The sequence below is a fragment of the Acidovorax sp. genome, from assembly GCF_016783915.1.
Lineage (GTDB): Bacteria > Pseudomonadota > Gammaproteobacteria > Burkholderiales > Burkholderiaceae_C > Acidovorax.
Window position 1 is genome coordinate 92,825 of sequence record NZ_JADHVT010000001.1, and the last position, 22,616, is coordinate 115,440.

23 protein-coding genes are annotated in these 22,616 nt (G+C 61.3%); 3 read left to right on the top strand and 20 right to left on the bottom strand.

Going from position 1 to position 22,616, the window contains the following annotated elements; translation table 11 throughout:
* Positions 1–2: 2 nt before the first annotated feature.
* Entirely contained in the window at positions 3–836 is an 834-nt protein-coding gene (locus tag ISS20_RS00465) for an aldolase/citrate lyase family protein (protein WP_291432717.1), read from the bottom strand.
* 13 nt (positions 837–849) lie between these two features.
* Positions 850–2,376 carry a lipid II flippase MurJ gene (locus ISS20_RS00470; protein ID WP_291432718.1) on the bottom strand — a complete coding sequence of 509 codons (1,527 nt, stop codon included), beginning with the start codon at positions 2,374–2,376 and terminating at the stop codon, positions 850–852.
* A 119-nt stretch (positions 2,377–2,495) separates the two neighbouring features.
* Here ISS20_RS00470 and lysS point away from each other — a divergent pair, with 119 nt between their 5' ends.
* From lysS to ISS20_RS00485, 3 genes are all read left to right on the top strand, one after another.
* A complete protein-coding gene (lysS, locus tag ISS20_RS00475; protein WP_291432719.1) occupies positions 2,496–4,040 on the top strand; it encodes a lysine--tRNA ligase in 1,545 nt (514 codons plus the stop codon).
* Between the two features lie 72 nt (positions 4,041–4,112).
* A complete protein-coding gene (locus tag ISS20_RS00480) occupies positions 4,113–5,150 on the top strand; it encodes a diguanylate cyclase (protein ID WP_291432720.1) in 1,038 nt (345 codons plus the stop codon).
* 62 nt (positions 5,151–5,212) lie between these two features.
* Complete coding sequence (locus ISS20_RS00485) at positions 5,213–5,872, top strand: mechanosensitive ion channel family protein (RefSeq protein WP_291432721.1); 660 nt, start codon at positions 5,213–5,215, stop codon at positions 5,870–5,872.
* 60 nt (positions 5,873–5,932) lie between these two features.
* Here the strand turns inward: ISS20_RS00485 and nagZ are convergent, their stop codons facing one another.
* From nagZ to fabD, 18 genes are all read right to left on the bottom strand, one after another.
* The gene (gene nagZ, locus ISS20_RS00490) at positions 5,933–7,024 is read right to left on the bottom strand and encodes a beta-N-acetylhexosaminidase (RefSeq protein WP_291432722.1); all 1,092 of its coding nucleotides are present in this window, start codon (positions 7,022–7,024) and stop codon (positions 5,933–5,935) included.
* Positions 7,025–7,093: 69 nt separating this feature from the next.
* Positions 7,094–7,495, bottom strand: a complete 402-nt coding sequence (gene acpS, locus ISS20_RS00495) for a holo-ACP synthase (RefSeq protein WP_291432723.1) — start codon at positions 7,493–7,495, stop codon at positions 7,094–7,096.
* A gap of 58 nt (positions 7,496–7,553) precedes the next feature.
* Positions 7,554–8,336 carry a pyridoxine 5'-phosphate synthase gene (locus ISS20_RS00500; RefSeq protein ID WP_291432724.1) on the bottom strand — a complete coding sequence of 261 codons (783 nt, stop codon included), beginning with the start codon at positions 8,334–8,336 and terminating at the stop codon, positions 7,554–7,556.
* A complete protein-coding gene (recO, locus tag ISS20_RS00505; RefSeq protein WP_291432725.1) occupies positions 8,333–9,097 on the bottom strand; it encodes a DNA repair protein RecO in 765 nt (254 codons plus the stop codon). The genes ISS20_RS00500 and recO overlap by 4 nt, the downstream gene beginning before the upstream one ends.
* A gap of 92 nt (positions 9,098–9,189) precedes the next feature.
* On the bottom strand, positions 9,190–10,194 hold the full coding sequence (gene era / locus ISS20_RS00510; protein ID WP_291432726.1) for a GTPase Era: 1,005 nt from the start codon (positions 10,192–10,194) through the stop codon (positions 9,190–9,192).
* Positions 10,191–10,874, bottom strand: coding sequence for a ribonuclease III (gene rnc, locus ISS20_RS00515; protein WP_291432727.1), 684 nt, complete (start codon positions 10,872–10,874; stop codon positions 10,191–10,193). The genes era and rnc overlap by 4 nt, the downstream gene beginning before the upstream one ends.
* Complete coding sequence (locus ISS20_RS00520) at positions 10,875–11,237, bottom strand: DUF4845 domain-containing protein (protein ID WP_291432728.1); 363 nt, start codon at positions 11,235–11,237, stop codon at positions 10,875–10,877. It abuts the gene before it with no gap.
* A 37-nt stretch (positions 11,238–11,274) separates the two neighbouring features.
* Complete coding sequence (gene lepB, locus ISS20_RS00525) at positions 11,275–12,249, bottom strand: signal peptidase I (RefSeq protein WP_291432729.1); 975 nt, start codon at positions 12,247–12,249, stop codon at positions 11,275–11,277.
* Positions 12,249–14,057, bottom strand: coding sequence for a translation elongation factor 4 (gene lepA / locus ISS20_RS00530; RefSeq protein ID WP_121943428.1), 1,809 nt, complete (start codon positions 14,055–14,057; stop codon positions 12,249–12,251). Before lepA ends, lepB begins: the two co-directional genes overlap by 1 nt.
* Before the next feature lie 511 nt (positions 14,058–14,568).
* Entirely contained in the window at positions 14,569–16,038 is a 1,470-nt protein-coding gene (locus ISS20_RS00535) for a Do family serine endopeptidase (RefSeq protein ID WP_291432730.1), read from the bottom strand.
* 158 nt (positions 16,039–16,196) lie between these two features.
* Entirely contained in the window at positions 16,197–17,258 is a 1,062-nt protein-coding gene (locus ISS20_RS00540) for a MucB/RseB C-terminal domain-containing protein (protein ID WP_291432731.1), read from the bottom strand.
* Between the two features lie 36 nt (positions 17,259–17,294).
* Positions 17,295–17,945 carry a sigma-E factor negative regulatory protein gene (locus ISS20_RS00545; RefSeq protein ID WP_291432732.1) on the bottom strand — a complete coding sequence of 217 codons (651 nt, stop codon included), beginning with the start codon at positions 17,943–17,945 and terminating at the stop codon, positions 17,295–17,297.
* A 9-nt stretch (positions 17,946–17,954) separates the two neighbouring features.
* Positions 17,955–18,581 carry an RNA polymerase sigma factor RpoE gene (gene rpoE, locus ISS20_RS00550; protein ID WP_015013192.1) on the bottom strand — a complete coding sequence of 209 codons (627 nt, stop codon included), beginning with the start codon at positions 18,579–18,581 and terminating at the stop codon, positions 17,955–17,957.
* Positions 18,582–18,587: 6 nt separating this feature from the next.
* Positions 18,588–18,902, bottom strand: a complete 315-nt coding sequence (locus tag ISS20_RS00555; protein WP_291432733.1) for a hypothetical protein — start codon at positions 18,900–18,902, stop codon at positions 18,588–18,590.
* 329 nt (positions 18,903–19,231) lie between these two features.
* Positions 19,232–20,476 carry a beta-ketoacyl-ACP synthase II gene (gene fabF, locus ISS20_RS00560; protein WP_291432734.1) on the bottom strand — a complete coding sequence of 415 codons (1,245 nt, stop codon included), beginning with the start codon at positions 20,474–20,476 and terminating at the stop codon, positions 19,232–19,234.
* 48 nt (positions 20,477–20,524) lie between these two features.
* Positions 20,525–20,764, bottom strand: coding sequence for an acyl carrier protein (acpP, locus tag ISS20_RS00565; RefSeq protein ID WP_003058049.1), 240 nt, complete (start codon positions 20,762–20,764; stop codon positions 20,525–20,527).
* Positions 20,765–20,867: 103 nt separating this feature from the next.
* Positions 20,868–21,617, bottom strand: a complete 750-nt coding sequence (gene fabG / locus ISS20_RS00570) for a 3-oxoacyl-ACP reductase FabG (RefSeq protein WP_291432735.1) — start codon at positions 21,615–21,617, stop codon at positions 20,868–20,870.
* Complete coding sequence (gene fabD / locus ISS20_RS00575) at positions 21,614–22,564, bottom strand: ACP S-malonyltransferase (RefSeq protein WP_291432736.1); 951 nt, start codon at positions 22,562–22,564, stop codon at positions 21,614–21,616. The genes fabG and fabD overlap by 4 nt, the downstream gene beginning before the upstream one ends.
* Positions 22,565–22,616 lie beyond the last annotated feature (52 nt).

Here is a 22,616-nt window from a genome sequence, read left to right on the forward strand (position 1 = left end):
CTTCAATCCACTGCCTCCACAGTCCGCGCGGACATGGACGTTGCGATAGAACGTATCACACTGCTGATGCGCAGCCTGTCTGCAGCGACCTGCTCGGGCGTACGCGTTGACAAGGTCTGCTCAGACTGCCGCAGGGCTGCAACCTCGGCCTCAAAGGTGTGCAGGGCTGCGCCCGGCTCATATGGCCGGTGAAAAGTGCGCGACAAAATCACGCCTTGTGAGCCCAAGCGAACATGCTCAGCCAACACATCACGGCCCGGAAGAAGCCCCTCGTACAGCCGTGCGATGCCGCCAAAGCCAAAGCGCAGGCCATACGCACGGGCCTTGTGTGCCACGCTGTCCAGCATGCCCTGCTCCAGGGGCTCGAACATGAATCTGCAGCCCAGCGACAGATGCAAGTCGTTCAACCCCACAAACACTTCACGCAGCCCAGGGGTATCAACCCAAGACTCCAGCGAATGCAGCGCACCCGCCGTCTCCAGAAGCGCAACGATGGGAACGCGCCCTGCCACAATGTGGCTGAAGGCGCGCAACTCGTCGGGGGTATCAAACATAGGTAGCATCACCGAGTCTGCACCTTGCGCCAGCACAGTGTCCAACTCCACGGCTGTGCCTTCGTGCAACGGGTTCACCCGCACCATGAGCTGCGACCGCTGCAGCTGGGCCTTGATACGGCCTACATCTTCGGGTTGGTGCGTGCTGATGAAAGTGTTCCGCCCAGCCTGGCGTGCGGCCTTGCCATTCCTTTCCAGATCGACAAACAAGCGCATACCGGGCAGCGCATCGCAACGGCGCGCCAGATCTGGGTCATTGGTGATCTGCAGAAAATCCATCATGGTTGGAGTCGGATTATGACCGCAGGGCCTGGCGCAATCCGGGGCCGACGAACCATCCGGACGCTATAACAACAATAGCAGAAACTACAGATGCAAAAAGCGCTTGAACCTGTTTTGATGCAGAAACCGCAGAAGATCCGACGCCCGCAAGGCCAAGCCATTGCGCCAAGGCCACCAAGGCTATCAGCACGACAAAGGGCGCAAGCAACGCTCTCACCGGCACCCAGCGCCGTATGGCAGGTATGCCCAGCGCGGCCCAGGCAACCACCGCAGCAGCAAGGAACCCAGCATTGAGTGCCCACATCAGCTGATGCCCCGCCGTGTAACCCACGGCCCCAACAACGAGCACGACCGCCAGGGCCAGCGCATAGGCCAGCACTGCAAAGCGCATGCGCCCCACGGTGGCCAAAATGGTCAAAGCCACAGCCAAAAGCGCTTGCGGCAACAAGCCCCAGGCGCCCACACTACCCCAGGCTGCAATCGGCACCAACGCTGAGGCGTGCATGCGCCCCCAGCCGAAGAGCACACTGGCAATAGCGGGCGCCCCCACCAACAACGCCGCTGCCGCTGCACAGGCCAATGTCCAGGCCAATATCAGGGCACTGCGTACGGCGGATGTCATTGCTTCCCCGTTTGAGTTGTCAGAGTCGGCTTGCCTCCCGTACGCGCGGGCAATGGCGGGGAAAGCCAGCGAAGCGACCAATTGGATGGCCAGAACCAACGGCAACTCCACCAGTTTCCACGCATAGTTGAAGGTGGCCAGAGCCCCCTCACCCGTACCGGAGGCGAAAGTACGCGCCACGAAGGGCAAGGTCAGCGGCAGACCTGCACCCAAGGCCGCCCACATCCAGATGCGCCAGCCGGGCAATGGTCCAGGCGCGGCGGAAGAAGAGATTTGGGAGTTGCCGTGGTGGTACAGCGGCCGCATGCGCCAGCCCTGCCACAACAGCCTGATGAACACCGCTACCAAAAGAAAGACACCCAACGTTGGCACCGCCCCCTCGCCCGTCGCAGATCCACGCGTACTCCAGAAGACCAGCGCCGCGATCAACACACCGTTGACCACCAGGTTCGCGCTATACAGCCCCAGAAAATCCCTCTCATGCTGCAGCCGCGTTGCCCACAGACCCGCCAGCATGGCAGCTGGCAACGCAACGGCACTCCAGACCAGCGCTTGACTGACCGAGCCCTCAAGGGACGCAGGCACCCCAGGCACCAGCAAAGCCCCCAATGAAGCGTGAGCAGCCACCATCGCACCGGCCAACAGGATGCTCCCCCCCAGCAAGTATCTGGCCACCCGATTTTGTGTGGCATTTTGCTGGGCAACCGACTCTCTCGCCCAATGCGGCAGCAGAACATAGGCCAACGCACCACTGACGAGCACGCCCGCAAGCCAATCAGGCAGAGTCAACATCACGATGGCCACATCTGCCATGCCTGAGCTGCCAAAGGCCGCAGCCAGTGCTGTTTCGCGCAACACCCCCAATACGCGACTGGCCAGCAACAACAGCAGCGAGAGGAGGCCAGCTTTAAGGAACATGCGGCAAATTATCCGGGCTCAGACGGGCACAAGCTCCCCACGGCACGTGCAAAAAACTAAAATCACGGGTTTTGGTTCGAACAACGCCTCTGAACGCCTCCATTTGCGGGCGGCTCTCCATGTCTGACAACACCACAACCCTCCCCCCTCAGGACGACAACCAACTCATCGCCGAGCGCCGCGAAAAGCTCAGCGCTCTGCGCGAGGCACAGGCCAACGGCGGTGGCGTTGCTTTCCCCAACAACTTCAAGCCCGGCCACAAGGCAGCACAGTTGCACCTGGAATACAGCGCTGCCACCAACGAGTCCCTGGAAGCCACGCCAGTGAACGTCTCCGTGGCAGGCCGCATGATGCTCAAGCGCGTGATGGGCAAGGCCAGCTTCGCGACGATCCAGGACGGCTCGCTGGGCGAAGTGGGCGGGCGCATCCAGCTCTATGTGACCCGTGACGCGGTGGGCGAAGAGTTGTACGCCGCCTTCAAGCACTGGGACCTGGGCGACATCGTGGGCGCCGAAGGTACGCTGATGAAAACCAAGACTGGCGAGCTGTCGGTCAAGGTGACCAGCCTGCGGCTGCTGACCAAGAGCCTGCGCCCCCTGCCCGACAAATTCCACGGCATGGCCGACCAGGAACAGAAGTACCGCCAGCGGTACGTGGACCTGATCACCGACGAGCAGGCCCGCAAGCGCTTCGTGGCGCGCAGCAAGGCCGTGAGCGGCCTGCGCGAGTTCATGGTGAGCCACGGCTTCCTCGAAGTCGAAACGCCCATGCTGCACCCCATCCCGGGCGGCGCCAATGCCAAGCCATTCGTGACGCACCACAATGCTTTGGAGCAGGAGATGTACCTGCGCATCGCGCCCGAGCTGTACCTGAAGCGCCTGATCGTGGGCGGCTTCGAGCGCGTGTTCGAAATCAACCGCAGCTACCGCAACGAGGGTATCTCGGTGCGCCACAACCCCGAGTTCACCATGATGGAGTTCTACGCGGCGTACTGGAACTACCTGGACCTGATGGACTTCACCGAGACGCTGATCCGTGAAGTGGCCCTCAAAGCCACGGGCTCGCTGCAGATGACCTACCAGGGCCGTGCGGTGGACCTGACCCAGCCTTTTGCACGACTGACCATCCGCGAAGCCATCTTCCAGTACACCGAGGCTGGTGCCCATGTGGACGACACCGCCTGGCTCATCAGCGCGCTCAAGAAACTGGGCATGACCGAAGAGAAGGACAAGCTGTCGGCCCGCACGCTGGCCAGCCTGCAGGTGCTGTACTTTGAAGAAACGGTGGAGGACAAGCTGTGGCAGCCCACCTTCATCATGGAGCACCCGACTGAGATCTCGCCCCTGGCCCGTGCCAACGACACGCGCCCCGAGGTCACGGAGCGTTTTGAGCTGTACATCACCGGCCGTGAGTTCGGCAATGGCTTCAGCGAGCTGAACGACGCCGAAGACCAGGCCGCGCGCTTCCACGCCCAGGTGGCCGCCAAAGACAGCGGTGACGACGAGGCCATGTTCTACGACCATGATTTCGTGCGCGCGCTGGAATACGGCATGCCACCCACGGGGGGTTGCGGCATTGGTATTGACCGCCTCATGATGCTGCTGACTGACAGCCCCAGCATTCGCGACGTGATTCTGTTCCCTGCGCTGCGCCGGGAGTCCTGAGGCCTGATTTGCGTCGGAGGGCGGTCTGCGACCGCCCCCTCTACAAGTCAACAGGCACCAAGGAGACACACTGTGCCCTTCAGCTCCAGCAACGCCCCCTACCCTTCCAACGAGCCCCCCCTGCCCTCAGGCAACGCTTTTTCGGTGCTGGTGGTCGAAGACCAGGGCTCCGTGCGCGCGGCGCTGGTGGCCGAACTGCGGAGGGCAGGGGTGTCAGACATCTTCGAGGCGCCCGAGGGTCAGGCCGCGCTACACCTGTTCAAGACGCATCGACCCGATCTGGTGCTGCTGGACATCAAGCTGCCGGGCCAGGATGGCTACTGGGTGGCGCAGCAGATGCGCGAGAGCGAGGCGGGCGACTGGACGCCCATCATCTTCCTGTCGGGCCTGGACAACGAGCTGGATGTCTGGCGCGGCATTGAGGTGGGCGGCGACGACTACCTCGTCAAACCCGTCAAGCCTATCGTACTGATGGCCAAGCTGCGCGCCATGCGGCGCCTGCTGGACATGCGCCGCCGACTGGTGTCGATGTCGGCCGAGTTGCATGCCGCCAACCAGCGGCTCAACGAGATGGTGGAAATCGATGCCCTCACAGGCCTCGTCAACCGCCGCGGGTTCGACCGCATCCTGCACAACGAGATCTTGGCCGCGCGGCGGGACGGCACGCCGCTCACCCTGATGCTGTGCGACCTGGACCACTTCAAGCTCTTCAACGATGCCAGCGGCCATGTGCAAGGCGACGCCTGCCTGAAAGAGGTAGGCCGCCTGTTGCGCGAGGTCTGCGTGCGTCCCCGGGATGTGGCCTCACGCTACGGAGGGGAAGAGTTCGCCCTCATCCTGCCCAACACGCCCCGCTCGGGCGCCATGACCTTTGCACGCGCGTTGGGGCAGCTGCTCAAGGTGCGCGCGATTGCGCACGCTGACTCCCCGCTGGGTGACAGACTGACTCTGTCGGGCGGCATTACCACCTGCGTGCCCGACGACAGCACCAACGCCGAAAGCATGATCATGCGTGCCGACCAGGCGCTCTATGCTGCCAAGGCCCAGGGCCGCAACCGCTTCTTCAGTTTTGAAATGCAAATGGACACCGTGGAGCAATTGCGCAATTGAGTTTCTTCCACTTCTTTTCGTTTGACGCGACCGAACGCAACACCCGTACCGCCGTCTCCCGCATGCAAGTTCTGAAAACCCGACTACCCGAATGGATGCAGGACTGGCTCGAAGTCATCATCCCGGGATCGCAGATTCTGCTCATCCTGTTCGCTGCGTGGCTGCTGCAACGCACCCTGCGCCGTCTGGTACGCCGTGCGAGTGCCCACTACCAACTGCCCAACGAGTTGGTGGTGCCCATCAACGGCCTGATCCGCTGGCTCATCATTGCAAGCGCCGTGCTGCTGGTGCTGGAGCGCATGGGGGTGTCGGCCACCGTGCTCTGGACCGCCTTCACCGGGTTTGCCACCGTGGGAGCCGTGGCGTTTTTCGCAGCATGGAGCGTGTTGTCCAACCTGTTCTGTGCGCTGCTGATCTTCACCGTGCGGCCCTTCAAGATTGGCGACTACATCGAGGTGCTGGACACTGCCGAAAAGCCCGGCGCCAAGGGGCGCGTGGTGGACATCAACCTGCTCTACACCACGCTGGAAGACCACGGCGCAGCAGCCGGTCACGTGGCTTGGCTGCAGATTCCGAATGCGCTGGTGTTCCAGCGCGTGGTGCGCAGGTTTCAGGGGGTGCCGCCGCCCCCTGCCCCGCCTGCGGCCACTGCGGATGCGGTAGCCAATGCCTCACCGGCCGCACCGACGCCTGTGACGCCAGGGCCCTTCAACACGCCCTAGCGGGTAGCCGCGCGGCACCGTAAGGGGTGGCGCCGTACCGGACACACCAAAACACGCAGGTCAGGGCAACAAGTCCAGCGCCTGCAGGTAGGCAGGCTGGTACATCAGTTCATCCCAGGCTTGCGGCAGGGTTTCGGGCAGCAACGCCAGGCGGCGGGATTCGCTGTCCACACTGGGTTGCCAGCGCCCCTGGTTACGGGCGTTGTCAAGGCCCGTGATGAGTTCGTCCACCGCCTTGCCATCACCCACGCTCTGGTTGCACAGCAGCACCAGGTCGCAACCCGCTTCCAACGCCGCCACGGCGGCATCGGTGTAGCTGACCACCTGGCCGTCCAGGCGGCGGGCCCCTTCCATGCTCAGGTCGTCGCTGAAGATGGCGCCGTCAAAACGCATCTGGCGGCGCAGGATGTCCTGCAGCCAGCGCTGCGAAAAACCGGCGGGGCGGCTGTCCACCTTGGGGTAGATCACATGGGCAGGCATCACGCTGGTGAGCGTGCTGCTGAGCCAGGGGTACGGCGCGGCGTCGTCGGCCAGGATCGCCTTGAGGCTGCGCTTGTCCACAGGCACCTCGGTGTGCGAGTCGGCCTTGACAAAGCCGTGGCCAGGGAAGTGCTTGCCACAGTTGGCCATGCCCGCCTGCAGCAGGCCGTGCATGAGGCTCTTGGCCAGCAGCGCCACCACACGGGGGTCGCGGTGGAAGGACCGGTCTCCGATCACTCCGCTTTCGCCCCAATCCAGGTCGAGCACGGGCGTGAAGCTGAAGTCCACACCGCAGGCGCGCAATTCGGTACCCAGCACATAACCCGCCGCCGTGGCCGCATTGGTGGCGCGCAGGGCGCCGCTGCCGGGCACAGCCTTGGCGCCCTTGCCGTCATCCATCCACATCTCTCCCAGCGCGCGCATGGGCGGCAGATGGGTGAAACCATCGGTGCGAAAGCGCTGCACGCGGCCGCCTTCGTGGTCCACACAGATCAGCAGGTCGTCGCGCACCGCCTTGATGCTGCTGGTGAGCTGCAGCAGCTGTGCGCGGTTTTCCCAGTTGCGGGCAAACAGGATGACACCACCCGTGAGTGGGTGCGCCAGGCGGCGGCGGTCATCAGCGCTGAGGGTGGTGCCAGCGACGTCGAGGATGAGGGGGGCGTGTTCAGTCATGGGACGTTCCAAGGTCAATTTGCTACATTATCAATAGCTACCAGCACATATAAATCTAGCGCTTCAGTGCTATTTGGCTTGAATTTTCTCTACCACGCAGAAGCTGGCGGCATAGTCGGTCTCATCGGTCACGCTCAAGTGCGCCTGCAGGCCTTGGGCCTCAAACCAGTCCTTCAGCGCGCCGTGCAGCACGATCACGGGCTGGCCACTGCGCAGTTTGGCCACCTCGCAGTGACGCCATGTCATGGGCATGCGCATGCCCAGGCCGATCGCCTTGCTGAAAGCCTCCTTGGCAGAGAACCGCGTGGCCAGATAACGCAAACCCCGGTCGGGCCAGCGCGCGCTGCGTTCGCGCCAGGTGGCCAGTTCGCCCTCGGCCAGCACCTTTTCGGCAAACCGGTCGCCGTGGCGCGCCAGGCTGGCCGCAATGCGACGCACGTCGCAGATGTCAGTGCCGATGCCGTAGATCATGAAATATCAGTAAAAACAACCGTTAGCGCTCGAAGAATATGCACCGACAGCTATCAAATCAGGAGTTATCAGCACTTGCAAACCCTTGGGCAATGCACTCCAGGTACGCCTGCACCGTCGCTGCGTAGCCCAGCTCCAATGCATCGGCAATCAGCGCGTGACCAATCGAGACCTCCTGCACGCCCGGCACTTCGCGCACAAAGGCCGCAAGGTTGTCCCGGTTGAGGTCGTGGCCAGCGTTGACACCCAATCCGACGTCCAGCGCAGCCTTTGCGGCTGCGGCATAGCGTTTGAGCTCGACCGCCTGCTGCGCCGTACCCCAGGCAGCGGCATAGGGCTCGGTGTACAGCTCCACCCGGTCAGCCCCCACGGCTTTGGCGGCGACCATCTGCCCGGGCACCGGGTCCATGAAGAGGCTCACGCGCACGCCCAGCGCCTTGCATTCGGCCACCAGGGGCGCCAGCCGCTCGGCATCTTGCGGAAAGCTCCAGCCATGGTCGCTGGTGAACTGGTCTTCGCTGTCGGGCACAAAGGTCGCCTGGTGCGGGCGAACCTGGCGGATGAAGTCCATCAGATTCTGCGACGGGTTGCCCTCGATGTTGAATTCGCGGTCGGGCCAGGCCTTCATCAGCGTCGCCAGCTCATACACGTCCTGGCTGCGGATATGGCGTTCGTCGGGCCGGGGGTGCACTGTGATGCCCTGCGCACCCGCTTGCAGGCACAACTCGGCGGCGCGGGTGACGCTGGGAATGCCCAGGTGTCGCGTGTTGCGCACCAAGGCCACCTTGTTGACGTTCACGGACAAAGCGGTGCGCTGGAGAGAGTGGGAGGATGGATTCATAGGGCCTGCAAATCGATCATGAGCTGGCGGGTACGCAGCGTCGGGCTGCCGCAATGGTATTGCAGCAGGGCGCGCAGCTGCGGCTTGAGTTCGGTCGCCACGGGGGCACATGCGCGCAAGGTGGCGGTGTAGCTGGCCACATCATCCAGGCCACGCTGCAAAGCCAGCCACTGGTTTCCCAGCAGGCCCGCGCGGTCCGCTGCAGATGCCGCGCGCAAGCCCCCTTCTGGCACCAGCGTGTAGCGGGTATCGGGTTTCAGAGGGGCGAAGGTCATGGTCTGCACATCCAGGCCTGGCAACAAGCCGATCTCGCGCAGGAGGAGGAGCTCAAAACTGCGCAGTACCGCCTCCAGCGCATCGCCGTGTTCGCTGGCCAGCACGCGCACCACCCCGGCGTAGGCATCAAACAATGCCGGGTGCGGGTCTGCCCTTGCCATCAGGCGCAGCAGCAGCTCGTTGAGGTACATGCCCGACAGCAGAGCATCGCCCGTGGGCATCACATGCCCCCCCACCCATTCTGCGCCCTTGAGCGTGTGGATGTCCGCATGGCCATCGCCCGTGAGCGTATAGGTCACCAGCAAGGGCTGCAGCGGCAGCAGCACCGGGCGAAAGTTGGAGCTGGGCTTCTTGGCCCCTTTGGCCACCAGCGCGGTTCGCCCTTGCCGGCGGCAGAAGACCTCCAGGATCAGGCTGGATTCACTCCAGTCGTAGCTGTGCAGCACGAACGCGGGTTCATCGGAGATGCGCTTGGCAACGGCCACGGTGCTGCTGGAAGGGGTGGTGTGATAGGACCGCCACTGACACCTGCCGTCGTGTGGGCTGGCAGCTAGGCAGAAAGATCAGGGTTCAGAACTCACTCGTAGCCAAAGGAGCGTACACGGGCTTCGTCGTCAGCCCAGCCAGAGCGGACCTTGACCCACAGCTCCAGGAACACCTTGGCATCCATGAGCTTTTCCAGCTCCTGACGGGCCTCGGTGCCAATGCGCTTCAAGCGCTCGCCCTTGTCACCGATGACCATCATCTTGTGGTTGTCACGCTCAACCACGATGGTGGCGGCGATCTTGACCAGGCGCTTGTGCTGCTTGCTCTTTTCCTCCTCGAACTTGTCGATGACCACGGTCGAGGTATATGGCAGTTCGTCGCCCGTGAAGCGAAACAGCTTCTCGCGCACGGTTTCGGAGGCCAGAAACTTCTCGCTGCGGTCGGTCAGTTCGTCCTCGCCGTACCACCAGGCCTGCTCGGGCAGGTATTTGGCGCAGATGCCAAACAAGCGCTCGATGTCGCCCTTGTTCTTGGCCGACATGGGCACGAACTCGGCAAACGGGTGGCGCTCCTGCATGCTCTTGAGCCAGGGGGCAAGCTCTGCACGGCGGTGCACCATGTCCAGCTTGTTGGCCAGCAATAGCGTGGGAATACCTGGTTTGAACAGCGACAGCACTTTGGCGTCAGCCAGGGTGAAGTTGCCGGCTTCCACCACAAAGAGGATCAGGTCAACGTCGCCAATCGCACCCATCACGGTCTTGTTCAGCGACTTGTTGAGCGCGGTGGCATGCCGGGTCTGGAAGCCCGGGGTGTCCACAAAAATGAACTGCGTCTGCTCCAGAGTGCGAATGCCCGTGATGCGGTGGCGCGTGGTCTGCGCCTTGCGCGAGGTGATGCTGATCTTCTGCCCCACCAGGGCATTGAGCAGGGTGGACTTGCCCACATTGGGCTTGCCAACAATAGCGATCACGCCACAGCGTTGGCCAGGCACGGCAGCCGGAGCCCCCGCAGCAGCCAGCATGGCTTCCAGATCGTTTTGCACCGGGGCGCCTTCAGCACCCGCGTCAGTAGCTACATCTTTGGTAGCGTCATTCATAAATTCTTTGCTTTCAATGTGGCCAGCATGGCTGCAGCGGCAGCTTGCTCACCCGCCCTGCGTGAACCGCCAATGCCACGCTCGGTCAGGCCCAGTTCGGGAATATCGCACTCGACGTCGAAGGTCTGGCGGTGGGCCGCACCCACCGTCGCCACCACTTTGTACTGCGGCAGCTTCATTTTGCGACCCTGGAGCCACTCCTGCAACGCGGTTTTGGCGTCCTTGGACGCAGCCTGCATCTGCGGGTTGATCTCCACACCCTGAAAAAGGCGGTGCACCAGCGCTTCTGCGCTGGCGTAGCCAGCATCCAGATACACCGCCCCAATCAGGGCCTCCAACGCGTCCGCCAGTATGGAAGGACGCTGCTGCCCCCCCGACTTGGCTTCACCCTCGCCCAGACGCAACACTTCGGACACTTTGAGCCGCAGGGCCAGCTGGTGAAGGGTGTCCTGCTTGACCAGGTTGGCACGCACCCGCGAAAGATCGCCTTCTGGCAATTCTGACAATCGCTGGTACAGCAGGCTGGCCACCGCCAGGTTCAAAACGGAGTCGCCCAGGAATTCAAGCCGCTCGTTGTGGTCCGCTGAGAAACTGCGGTGCGTGGTGGCACGCTGGAGCAGCGAAGGATCGGCAAACACATGCTGCAGGCGGCCCTGCAGCGCTAAAAGACCGGGCTGCACCTAGTTGGTCTGCGCTTCAAAGCGGTAGACCAGATAAGCTGGACCCGCCAGAGCAATCTCGCGCGAGTATTTGAACGACACCACCACCTTGTCGCCACGCTTTGTCACCTCAAGGTCAGACCCCTTGATGGACTTGATGTCATCAATGGCCGCAGCACGATCAAACGCTGCGCGCACCCCGGGCACCGTACTCTCCACCTTGGCCTTCTCAATGGCCTTCTTCGCAGATACGTACTCCAGAAAGATCGGCACCGACTGTCCGCCAATGGCAAACGCGGCTACAGCCATCACCCCCACAAAAATCAACCCGAAAAACGACAGCCCGCGTTGGCTTGAGCGGCTTGCAGTGCGATATGTCTTCATCAATCACCCCCTCAATGTAATTTGCAATCGCCCGCACTCAATGGAACGGGCCGATACGCTTGAGATTACCGAAATTCATCCAGACAAAAAAGGCCTTGCCCACGATGTTGCCCTCCGGCACAAACCCCCAGTAACGGGAATCCAGCGAGTTGTCGCGGTTGTCGCCCATCATGAAGTAGTGCCCGTCCGGCACCTTGCAAGTGACACCTTCCACACTGTAGCGGCAGTTTTCGCGATAGGCAAAATTGCTGGCCCCTTGCACGAAGGCAGGCACATCAGGGTTGTTCAACAGCCGGTGCGGCTGGTCTCCCAGCTGCTCTTCAAATTGCTTGAAATACCGCATCGAGTCTTCTTCAAAGAAGTCTGGCAATGCCTTGGTGTCAACAGCTTTACCGTTGATGGTGAGGCGCTTGTTGATATAGGCCACCTCATCGCCCGGCACCCCCACCACACGCTTGATGTAGTCCATGCTGGGCTGCGGTGGATAGCGGAATACCAGAACATCGCCGCGCACTGGCCTGGTGCCCTCGGTCAAGCGCGTGTTGATGACAGGCAACCGAATGCCATAAGTGAATTTGTTCACCAAAATCAGGTCGCCCACGAGCAGGGTTGGGATCATGGAGCCCGATGGAATCTTGAAGGGCTCGAAAAGAAACGAGCGCAAGAAGAACACAGCCGCGATCACCGGGAACAGCCCAGCCGTCCAGTCCAACCACCAAGGTTGCATGAGAATGCGGCCCTTGGCTTCCTGTACATCTACATCCACCTTCTGGATGCCCATGCGGTCCAGCTCTGCACGCCGCTCGGTGGCAGCATCCTCGATGGCCTGCGCTGCTTGGCGCCGCCGGGGCAGAAAATATATGCGCTCTGCCAGCCAGTAGACACCGGTGACAACCGTCGCCAGAAACAGGAGCAGCGCAAAGTTGCCCTCGATAGCGCCGGTATACCAGGCACCGATGTAGCCGACGAAGGCCGCCAGTACCAGCGACGTCAAAATTTGCATGAATTGCATCAGTCTTCCACCTGCAAAATGGCCAGGAACGCCTCTTGAGGCACCTCGACCGATCCGATCTGCTTCATGCGCTTTTTGCCTGCTTTCTGCTTCTCAAGAAGCTTGCGTTTGCGGGTGATGTCGCCCCCATAACATTTGGCCAACACGTTCTTGCGCAATGCCTTGATGGTCTCGCGCGCAATGATGTTGGCCCCGATGGCCGCCTGTATGGCCACGTCGTACATCTGACGGCTGATGATCTCGCGCATCTTGGCGACCACCGCGCGGCCGCGGTACTGCGACTGCGAGCGGTGCACGATGATGGACAAGGCATCCACCTTTTCGCCGTTGAGCAGGATATCGACCTTCACCACATCGGAGGCACGGTACTCCTTGAACTCATAGTCCATGGAGGCATAGCCACGCGAGACCGATTTGAGCTTGTCGAAGAAGTCGAGCACGATTTCGCCGAGTGGCATTTCGTAAGTGAGCATCACTTGGCGACCGTGATATGCCATATTCATTTGCACACCACGCTTCTGGTTGGCAAGCGTCATCACCGGGCCCACATAGTCCTGCGGCATGTACAGATGGACCGTCACGATGGGCTCGCGGATTTCCTCCAGGCGCCCCTGGTCAGGCATCTTGGAAGGGTTCTCGACCATGATCACTTCTCCGTCGGCCTTGACCACCTCATAAACCACACTGGGGGCGGTCGTGATGAGGTCCTGGTCGAATTCGCGCTCCAGTCGCTCTTGCACGATCTCCATGTGCAACAGTCCGAGGAAACCACAGCGGAAACCAAATCCCAGCGCCTGACTCACCTCGGGCTCGTAGTGCAGTGAGGCGTCGTTGAGCTTGAGTTTCTCTAGCGCGTCGCGCAACGAGTCGTACTCGCTGGCTTCGGTGGGGTAAAGACCTGCAAACACCTGGGGCTGGATTTCCTTGAAACCCGGCAGCGCTTCAGTTGCGGGCCCTGCATTGTTGGGGAGCTTCTTTTCAAGCGTGATGGTGTCGCCTACCTTGGCGGCCTGCAACTCCTTGATACCAGCAATGATGTAGCCCACCTGCCCCGCATCGAGGGAATTTCGCGGTTCGTTGGCGGGCGTGAACACCCCCAGGTTGTCGGCGTTGTACACCGCGCCCGTGGCCATCATCTTGATGCGCTCGCCCTTGAGCAAGCGGCCATCGACCACACGCACCAGCATGACCACGCCCACATAGCTATCGAACCAACTGTCGATGATCATCGCGCGCAGTGGCCCATCGGCATTGCCACGTGGTGCGGGCACCTTGGCAACAATCGCTTCCAGAATCTCATCGATACCCATACCGGTCTTGGCAGAGCAAGGGATCGCGTCGGTGGCATCAATGCCGATCACATCTTCGATTTCGGCCTTGGCGTTGTCTGGATCGGCGTTGGGCAGATCCATCTTGTTGAGCACCGGCACCACTTCTACACCCAGGTCCAGAGCGGTGTAGCAGTTGGCCACAGTCTGCGCTTCTACCCCTTGCGATGCGTCCACCACCAACAGCGCACCCTCACATGCAGACAACGAACGACTCACCTCATACGAGAAGTCCACATGCCCTGGCGTGTCGATCAAGTTGAGGTTGTAGACCTGCCCATCCTGGGCCTTGTACTGCAGCGCAGCGGTCTGCGCCTTGATGGTTATCCCACGCTCTTTTTCGATATCCATCGAGTCCAGAACCTGGGCCTCCATCTCACGATCAGCAAGACCTCCGCACCGCTGAATCAAGCGGTCGGCAAGCGTCGACTTGCCATGGTCGATGTGCGCAATGATGGAAAAATTTCTGATGTGATTCATCAACGGAAAGCGTCAAGTGATTGAATTAAAACAGCGCGCACAAGAAAAAAGGGCGCGTCGAGTGGCGACGCGCCCTGAACCAACAATCATTGGCAACTGCGATAGTTGGAGCTTCATTGTAGGCAAAAAGGCCGCCTGAAAAAGCCCGCCCCTCGGTATCCGAGGGAAGTTGCCAGGGTGCAACAGGAATTTTATACACAGTTTATGCACAGTCTGCACAGGAACAACGCTGGACAACTTGTGGGTGAGCTGTGGATCAACTGTGCATTGCACAAAAACATCCCACATCGTGAACAGAGCGCCAGTCGATATGCAGATAAGCGTTGAACGCAAGTCTCTATTCTATCGAAACTGGTTGATGGATCTCTAAAAAGTTAGCAAAAGCTAACATCTAGACAGATCCGGACGCTGCAAACTGCCCATCGAAAAAATCGTCACCTGCCGCAATGGCCCCCTCACGAAGTAGGGAATCGCCCCGTGCGGGGCCATCCCCTCTGGGTCTCATGGCGCATCACCTGCCGGGGCGAATCAGCGCGTACTGCGCCCATTCACCGCGGCGATACAGCACGTTGATGGACTTGCTCTTGTCAGCCTTGGACAACACGGACTCAAACTCCTTCACGCCCGCCACTTCGGTGTTGGCGACCGACAGGATGATGTCCCCCTCGCGGAGGCCAGCGCGTGCTGCCGCGTCCGTGGCGGTAGCTACTACCACACCGCCCTTGAGCTTGAGTTCTTTCTTCTGTGCATCCGTCAGGTCCGTCACTGACAACCCGATCTGCTGCGCAGCGGCAGAGGCCTTGGGCTTCTCCTCGCGCTCGGTCACTTTGGTGGCAGGCTTGTCAGGCTCAATCTCCGCGATGGTGATGGCCAGATCACGGGACGCACCGCGACGGAACACCGTCACCGAACTACGGTTGCCTGGTTTGGTGTTGCCGACCAAGCGTGGCAAGTCTGCCACCTTCTCGATGGGCTTGCCATCGAAGCGCGTGATGATGTCACCCGCCTCCACTCCAGCTTTGTCGGCAGGTGATCCTGCTTCCACACCAGTCACCAGAGCACCTTGCGCCTTGCCCAGCCCAATCGACTCAGCAACATCCTTGGTGACTTGCCCGATCTGCACACCGATGCGGCCACGCGTCACACGGCCCGAAGCGCGCAGCTGCTCACTCACGCGGATGGCTTCGTCCATGGGAATGGCGAACGAGATACCCATAAACCCGCCCGAACGGGAATAGATCTGGCTGTTGATACCCACCACCTCACCACGCATGTTGATGAGTGGCCCGCCAGAATTTCCGGGGTTGATGGCAACATCTGTCTGGATGAAGGGAAGGTAATCACCCGTATCGCGCTGCTTGGCACTGACGATGCCCGCAGTGACCGTGTTTTCCAGCCCAAAGGGCGAGCCAATCGCCATCACCCACTCACCCACTCGAAGGCGACTCACATCCCCCACTTTCACAGCAGGCAGTCCAGATGCCTCAATTTTCACAACGGCAACATCGGTGCGCTTGTCTGCGCCCACGATGCGCGCCTTGAACTCGCGCTTGTCGGTCAAGGTCACGATGACCTCATCAGCGCCGTCAACCACATGCGCGTTGGTCATCACAAACCCGTCAGAGGTCAAGATGAACCCCGAGCCCACGCCGCGCGGCTGAGCCTCTTCTTCCTGCTGAGGCCGCTGGGGCCTCTGCTGACGAGGAACATTGGGGATAGGCACCCCAAACCGGCGAAAGAATTCCAGCATCTCTTCGTCCATGCCATTGGCATTGGCCCGACTGGACGCTTTCTCCACGGTGCGGATATTGACCACTGAAGGCCCCACCTGATCCACCAGATCGGTGAAATCAGGCAAGCCGCGAACCAGCGGGGCGGGTTGTGCCAACGCCGCATGGGGCGCTACCGAGACTGTGGCCAGACCACCCATCAGGCATGCCACTGCCAACGAACGCAACATACTTCCATCAAACTTCGGCATCTTCGACCTTTCTTGATTCTTGGCGAATGCTGTTCACGAATTGTGTGAGACTGTGAAGAGTGTGAGGCCAAATGGTTCCGTGCATGTGTGGCGCCCTCCATGCCCACACAGCCAGGCACGCCCCCATGCGATATGCCTGGCAGACCGCCCTGCGTCTGTCAACGCAGGCGTTCCAGCTGACCTACAAAAAGGCGAAGTGTCTGCAGGGGTACCTCTCCCACTGCGGTCAACCACATGTCTGACGGCCCACGCTGGGCCACCAACTGTGTGGCGCCCATGCTGGACACCTGGGGCTGAGTGGGGTGGCGCTGGGGATCGAAGGGCTCCAAAAACAACGATACCGAGGCCAGCCCATCGGAGTAAAGACACTGCAAGACACTGGAGGCATCTGGCGCGTCAGACACCGCCCTTCGGTGACAACTGACAGGCACAAACCCCGCTACGGGCTGGCGCAAGGCCCAACCTTCGGCCTTGGCTGTGGTCTTGACCACCGAGGGTGCTACCACCTTGTAACCCGAAGTAGCGTCCATCAGACGCGACAGCTGATCGACCTTCACTGGCGCATTGAGATCCAGCTCGGAGAAAGCCGCTTGCTCCAAGACCCGACCATCAGCCGCCAGCGTCTGCAGCTTCACCACCAGCCCGGTTTCGCGCTCGCTCCAGAGCCGGTAACCGAAGCGCAGGGTGTCTGAAGGCTGGAACCAGACCACATCCGACACGAAGCCAGCCACCCGCTCCTGCCCCAGCAGGCGGGGCGTGTAAAACTGGGCGATCGATGTGCCACTGACCACAGGTACACGTGGAAACAGCCCGGATGCATCGCGACGGTCTGACCGCACAACACGCGCCTGGTGCAGGAAGGTACGAACCTCGTCATTGCGGCGATAGACCGTGCGCGGTGTGCCACTGAGCGACTCGACCCGCTCCAGTTGTTGCTGGCCTTCGCATGCATGCCAGATGCGCGAACTGGACATGGCCCCGTTGGCCGACAACACCACAAAGGTCCCGGCATAGGTTCGGCTGCAGGGTGCGCTGTGCATGCGCTCGATCCACTGCGCCATACCGCGCTCGGCCACTGCGCTGTTAGTTGAATCGGAGGACGAGGCAGGAGCCCCCGCCGCAGACGCCGCGCACAATCCGCACAGTGCGGCAGCTATCAGCGAGCCAAACCATCGAACCCAGTGAATTCCAAAAACCTTCGCTGCTCCAGAGAGGTTCATCACACGATCTCAGCGCTAGAAATTGCCGTCCACACTTCAGCGGCCAGGGGTCTCAAAAGTAGCGTTGCGCAAAAAGCCAGCAGGCATCTGCAAGGCCGATGTGCTGCCAAACTGCTTATGGGCTGCCAGCAACTCATCCAATCGAGGGTCCCGGATCATCACCTGCTGGCCGTCCGCATCGGTAACGGCCACGACAGGCGCGCCTTGCGCTACCGAACGCTCAGGGGAAGCAACAGCCAGCTGAGCACCCGCCACGCCTGCACCCTGCAGTTGGGAGAACGAGGTCCAGCCAATGGCTGCCACTGCAGCCAGCGACGCAAAACCCGCAACCATCTTCCAACGGAATACCGAAGCGTTGGCTGCTACAGGCAGGTGGACCGCTACGTTGCCCAACTGCGCGGGAACATGGGGACGCTGCGGCAGCGCCTCCTTGGCAAGCTCTTCGCGCAAGCGGGACAGAAACACCGGATTTGCTGGGCGCGCCAAGTCAGAAGAGCGCAACACATCACCGACGAGGTGATAAACCTCCCATGTGCAGCGGCCTTCGTCTTCCGACGCCCAAGCCAGTGCTTCGGCAAACTCATCGCCATTCAGTTGACCATCCGCCAGCGCCGATAGCTGCTCATCCCGCCCCCCGGGCAAGCTGACACCCGCCGAAGCGGTGATACCTGTTTGTGCCTTGTTCATTCGATCACCTCACCACCGTTTGCCCGACTGGTTTTCGAGCAAGGGACGCACTTTGGCCGAAATGGCTTCACGCGCCCGAAAAATTCGAGACCTCACCGTACCGATGGGGCACCCCATCGCGGTGGCAATTTCTTCGTAACTGAGCCCTTCGATCTCTCGCAGCGTGACAGCTTGGCGCAGATCATCGGGCAAAGCCTCCATGGCTGCATTCACGACCTGGGCGATTTCCTGGGCCGCAAGAACAGTTTCGGGGGTTTCGTCGCTGGTTAGTTCGTGTCCAAGGCGGGAAGTTTCATCTTCATCCTCGGAGCCCCGGAAGGCATTTTCGGAAATGACCGGGTTGCGCTTCATGTCCATCAGCGCCTTCTTGGCTGTGTTGACAGCAATCCGGTACAGCCAGGTGTAGAACTGGGCGTCGCCGCGAAACTGATGCAGCGCCCGGTAGGCGCGAATGAAGGTTTCCTGGGCAATGTCCTGAACCAGGTCCGTGTCGCGCACCATGCGCCCGATCAGTCGTTCGATGCGGCGTTGGTACTTGATGACCAGCAATTCATAGGCGCGCTGGTCGCCCGCTACCGTGCGCTCCACCAATTGGAGGTCGCTGTCTTCGGAGGGGGAAGGCGGAATTACAGTCATGGATACTCAGGATTCACGCCCTACGGCAGCTTGCCGGGCGGTTTCGTCAGCGTTGTCAGCGCCCGATCTGGCGCGCGAATATACCGCACGGCGCAAGTCCATCCAGCGCTCTGGCTGGCTGGAACGCTCCATCCACAACCACAGCGGCGGATGTCCGACGAGCAAGATGCGCACCCACAGATGCGCCTGCAGATCCAGAAGCACCTCCGGGGGCGCCGAAAGCGTCAGCGGCACACTGGTGGGCGGCGCCACTCGGTTCAGCGTCCAGGCTTGGCCGTCGAACTGCAAAACTCCACGGGCTTGGCTCCACCAAAAGTGCATGGCAGCCGCCATCGCTGGCAGCCAGAAGCACAGGGCCACTGCGATAGACAGATGCGCAGCACGGCTCCCCCAAGCGATCCAGGCAACCAAAACGGAACCACCAGCAAGCACCCAGGCAGCCAACAGCACACCCAGCGCCCGACTGCGACACAACGGATATTGGACAGATGGAGGTCGTCTCGAACGCCGCGTCACAAGACAGCTCCCTTCGACGGGCCGATCAAACGCCAACTCGGTGACAGACCGACACTACAGTCAATGACACATCGCCCGCAGGCCCACGTGCGATACGTATTGCCACCGGATCCGAGATTGGTATATGCGCGCAATCAGACGCGTTTGAACACCAGCGTTCCGTTGGTGCCGCCAAAGCCGAAATTGTTCTTGACGGCCACATCGATCTTCATGTCCCGTGCCGTATTGGCGCAGTAGTCGAGATCACACTCCGTATCCTGGTTGAACAGGTTGATGGTGGGTGGCACTTTTTGTTCGTGCAATGCCAGCACGGTGAACACACTCTCAATCCCACCCGCACCGCCGAGCAAGTGGCCCGTCATGGATTTGGTGGAACTCACAACGGTCTTGTAGGCATGGTCGCCCAGGGCCGCCTTGATAGCGTTGGTTTCGTTGATGTCACCCAGGGGGGTGGACGTGCCGTGGGCGTTGAGGTAGTCCACCTGATCGGCATTGATCCCCGCATTGCGCAGCGCACTAAGCATGGCGCGCCGGGGTCCATCCATGTTGGGGGCGGTCATGTGACCTGCATCGGCACTCATGCCAAAACCGCTGAGTTCAGCGTAAATTTTCGCACCCCGGGCTTTGGCATGTTCGTACTCTTCCAGGACCATCACACCGGCGCCTTCGCCCAGCACAAATCCGTCGCGATCCTTGTCCCAGGGACGGGATGCTGTCTTGGGGTCGTCGTTGCGGGTGGACAGGGCCCGCATGGCGGCAAACCCGCCAATGCCCAGCGGGGATACCGTGGATTCGGTACCGCCTGCCACGACCACGTCTGCATCGCCGTATTCGATCATGCGCCCCGCCTCGCCGATGCAGTGCAAGCCCGTTGTGCAGGCCGTCACCACAGCAAGGTTGGGGCCCTTGAAGCCAAAGCGCATGGACACATGCCCTGCCACCATGTTGATGATGGATGCAGGTACAAAAAATGGCGTGATGCGCCGTGGTCCGCGGCTCACCAGTTCGGCGTGGGTGTTTTCGATCAGCGGGAGGCCGCCAATGCCGGAGCCGATCACACAGGCAATGCGTGTGGCGAACTCCTCACTGAGCGTTTCACCCGTGGGAAGCCCTGCGTCCTGCACGGCCTGAGCCGCAGCAGCGATGCCGTAGTGGATGAAGGTGTCCATCGCGCGCGCATCCTTGGCGCTGATGTACGACTCCAGGTCAAGACCTTTGACCTCTCCCGCAATCTTGCAGGCGAAGTTCGACGCATCGAACTTGGTGATGAGATCAATGCCGGACTGGCCGGCAAGGAGATTGGCCCAGGACTCGGCCACCGTGTTACCCACGGGGCTGACGCAACCCAGGCCGGTCACGACAACGCGACGACGGCTCATGCGTATAAAACCTTCTGCTGATCGCTTGAGTCAGGCGCAGGGCGCCGCTCAGGCCTTCTGGTGGGTGTTGGCGTAGTCGATGGCGTTTTGCACCGTGGTGATCTTCTCGGCGTCTTCGTCCGGGATCTCGATGCCGAATTCGTCTTCCAGAGCCATCACCAGTTCCACCGTGTCGAGCGAGTCGGCACCGAGGTCTGCCACGAAGGCCTTTTCATTGGTGACTTGGGACTCTTCCACACCGAGTTGTTCGGCAATGATTTTTTTGACGCGTGCTTCGATATCGCTCATGGTTTCCCTCTGGGGGTTGTGAATGAATCCGCGATTCTAGCCGCTTAAGGAGAAGCCCCTAAACGACCCGCCGTCCGGATGAACCGGCGTTAACTTGTCTTAATTACATGTACATGCCGCCATTGACGTGCAACTCCTGCCCCGTCACATAGCCCGCCTCGCGCGAGGCCAGGTACGCCACCGCGTGCGCGATGTCGGCCGGCTTACCCATGTGACCCAGCGGGATCTGCGCATTGAGCGCTTTTTGCTGGTCTTCGGGCAACACGGAGGTCATGTCGGTCTCGATGAAACCGGGTGCCACGCAGTTCACGGTGATGCTGCGGCTGCCCAGCTCACGGGCCAATGCGCGCGTCATGCCCGCCACACCCGCCTTAGCAGCTGCGTAGTTGGCCTGGCCTGGATTGCCCGACGCGCCCACCACGCTGGTGATGCTGATGATGCGCCCAAAACGCTGCTTCATCATCGGCCGGATGGCGGCGCGGCTCGTGCGGAATACCGCCTTGAGATTGGTGTCCAGCACGGCATCCCAGTCGTCGTCCTTCATGCGCATGGCCAGAGTGTCGCGCGTAATGCCCGCGTTGTTCACAAGCACATGCAGGCCACCTTGCTGCTTGACGATGGCGTCCATCAGAGCCTCGACCGCAGCCACATCGTTCACGTTCAGATTGGCACCGCGGCAACCAGGGTAAGCCGACAGCGCCTGGCTGATGCGCGCAGCACCTTCATCCGTGGTGGCCGTGCCTACCACCTGGTAGCCGCGCACCGCCAACTCCAGGGCAATGGCAGCACCGATGCCGCGCGATGCACCGGTCACCAGCGCCACTTGCGCTGCTGTCTGGGTCGATTCCGTCATGCCAACAACTCCCGGGTTTCAGCCAGCGTGGCCGAGTCAAACAATGCTGCACCGACCAGTTCTTGGTCGATGCGCTTGGTGAGGCCTGCCAGCACCTTGCCAGGGCCACATTCAATGATGTGCGTCACACCCCGGCCTTTCAGCGCACGCACGCATTCCACCCAGCGCACAGGACCGAAAGCCTGGCGGTAGAGCGCATCGCGAATGGCATCAGCGTCTTGCTGCACCACCACGTCCACGTTGTTGATCACCGGAATCTGAGGGGTAGCAAGCGCAACCTCCGCCAGCGCCATACGCAGCTTTTCAGCCGCAGGCTTCATCAGGCTGGAATGGAAAGGCGCCGACACCAGCAGGGGCAATGCGCGCTTGGCGCCCGCCGCCTTGAGCACCTCACAGGCCTTGTCCACACCCGCCTTGGTACCGGCGATCACGGTCTGGATCGGGTCGTTGAAATTGACAGCCTCCACCACCTCGGCCGTGCCTGGCCCGAACGATGCCAAAGCCTCAGCACAACCAGCGATGACCTTGGAAGCCTCCATGCCCAGAATGGCCGCCATGGCACCGGTGCCGACAGGCACCGCCTCTTGCATGGCCGCCGCACGCAGCCGCACCAGCGGCGCCGCCTGCGCGAGCGTCAGCGCACCCGCCGCCACCAAGGCGGAGTATTCACCCAGCGAATGCCCGGCAACGGCCACCGGGGCTGCGCCGCCTTCTGCGCGCCACACCCGCCATGCCGCCACGCCAGCGACCAGCATCACCGGCTGGGTGTTGGTGGTCAGGGCCAAAGCCTCCTTGGGGCCTTCTTTGATCAGCAGGCCGACATCCTCACCCAGGGCATCCGAGGCTTCCTGCAGGGTCTGCGCCACCACCGGGTGGTCACCCCAACCATCGAGCATGCCAACCGATTGCGAGCCTTGCCCCGGAAAGACAAATGCAAAAGACTTCATGAAAAATCCAGAAATATGATCAAACTGGCCGGTAGCGCAGGTAATTATTGCG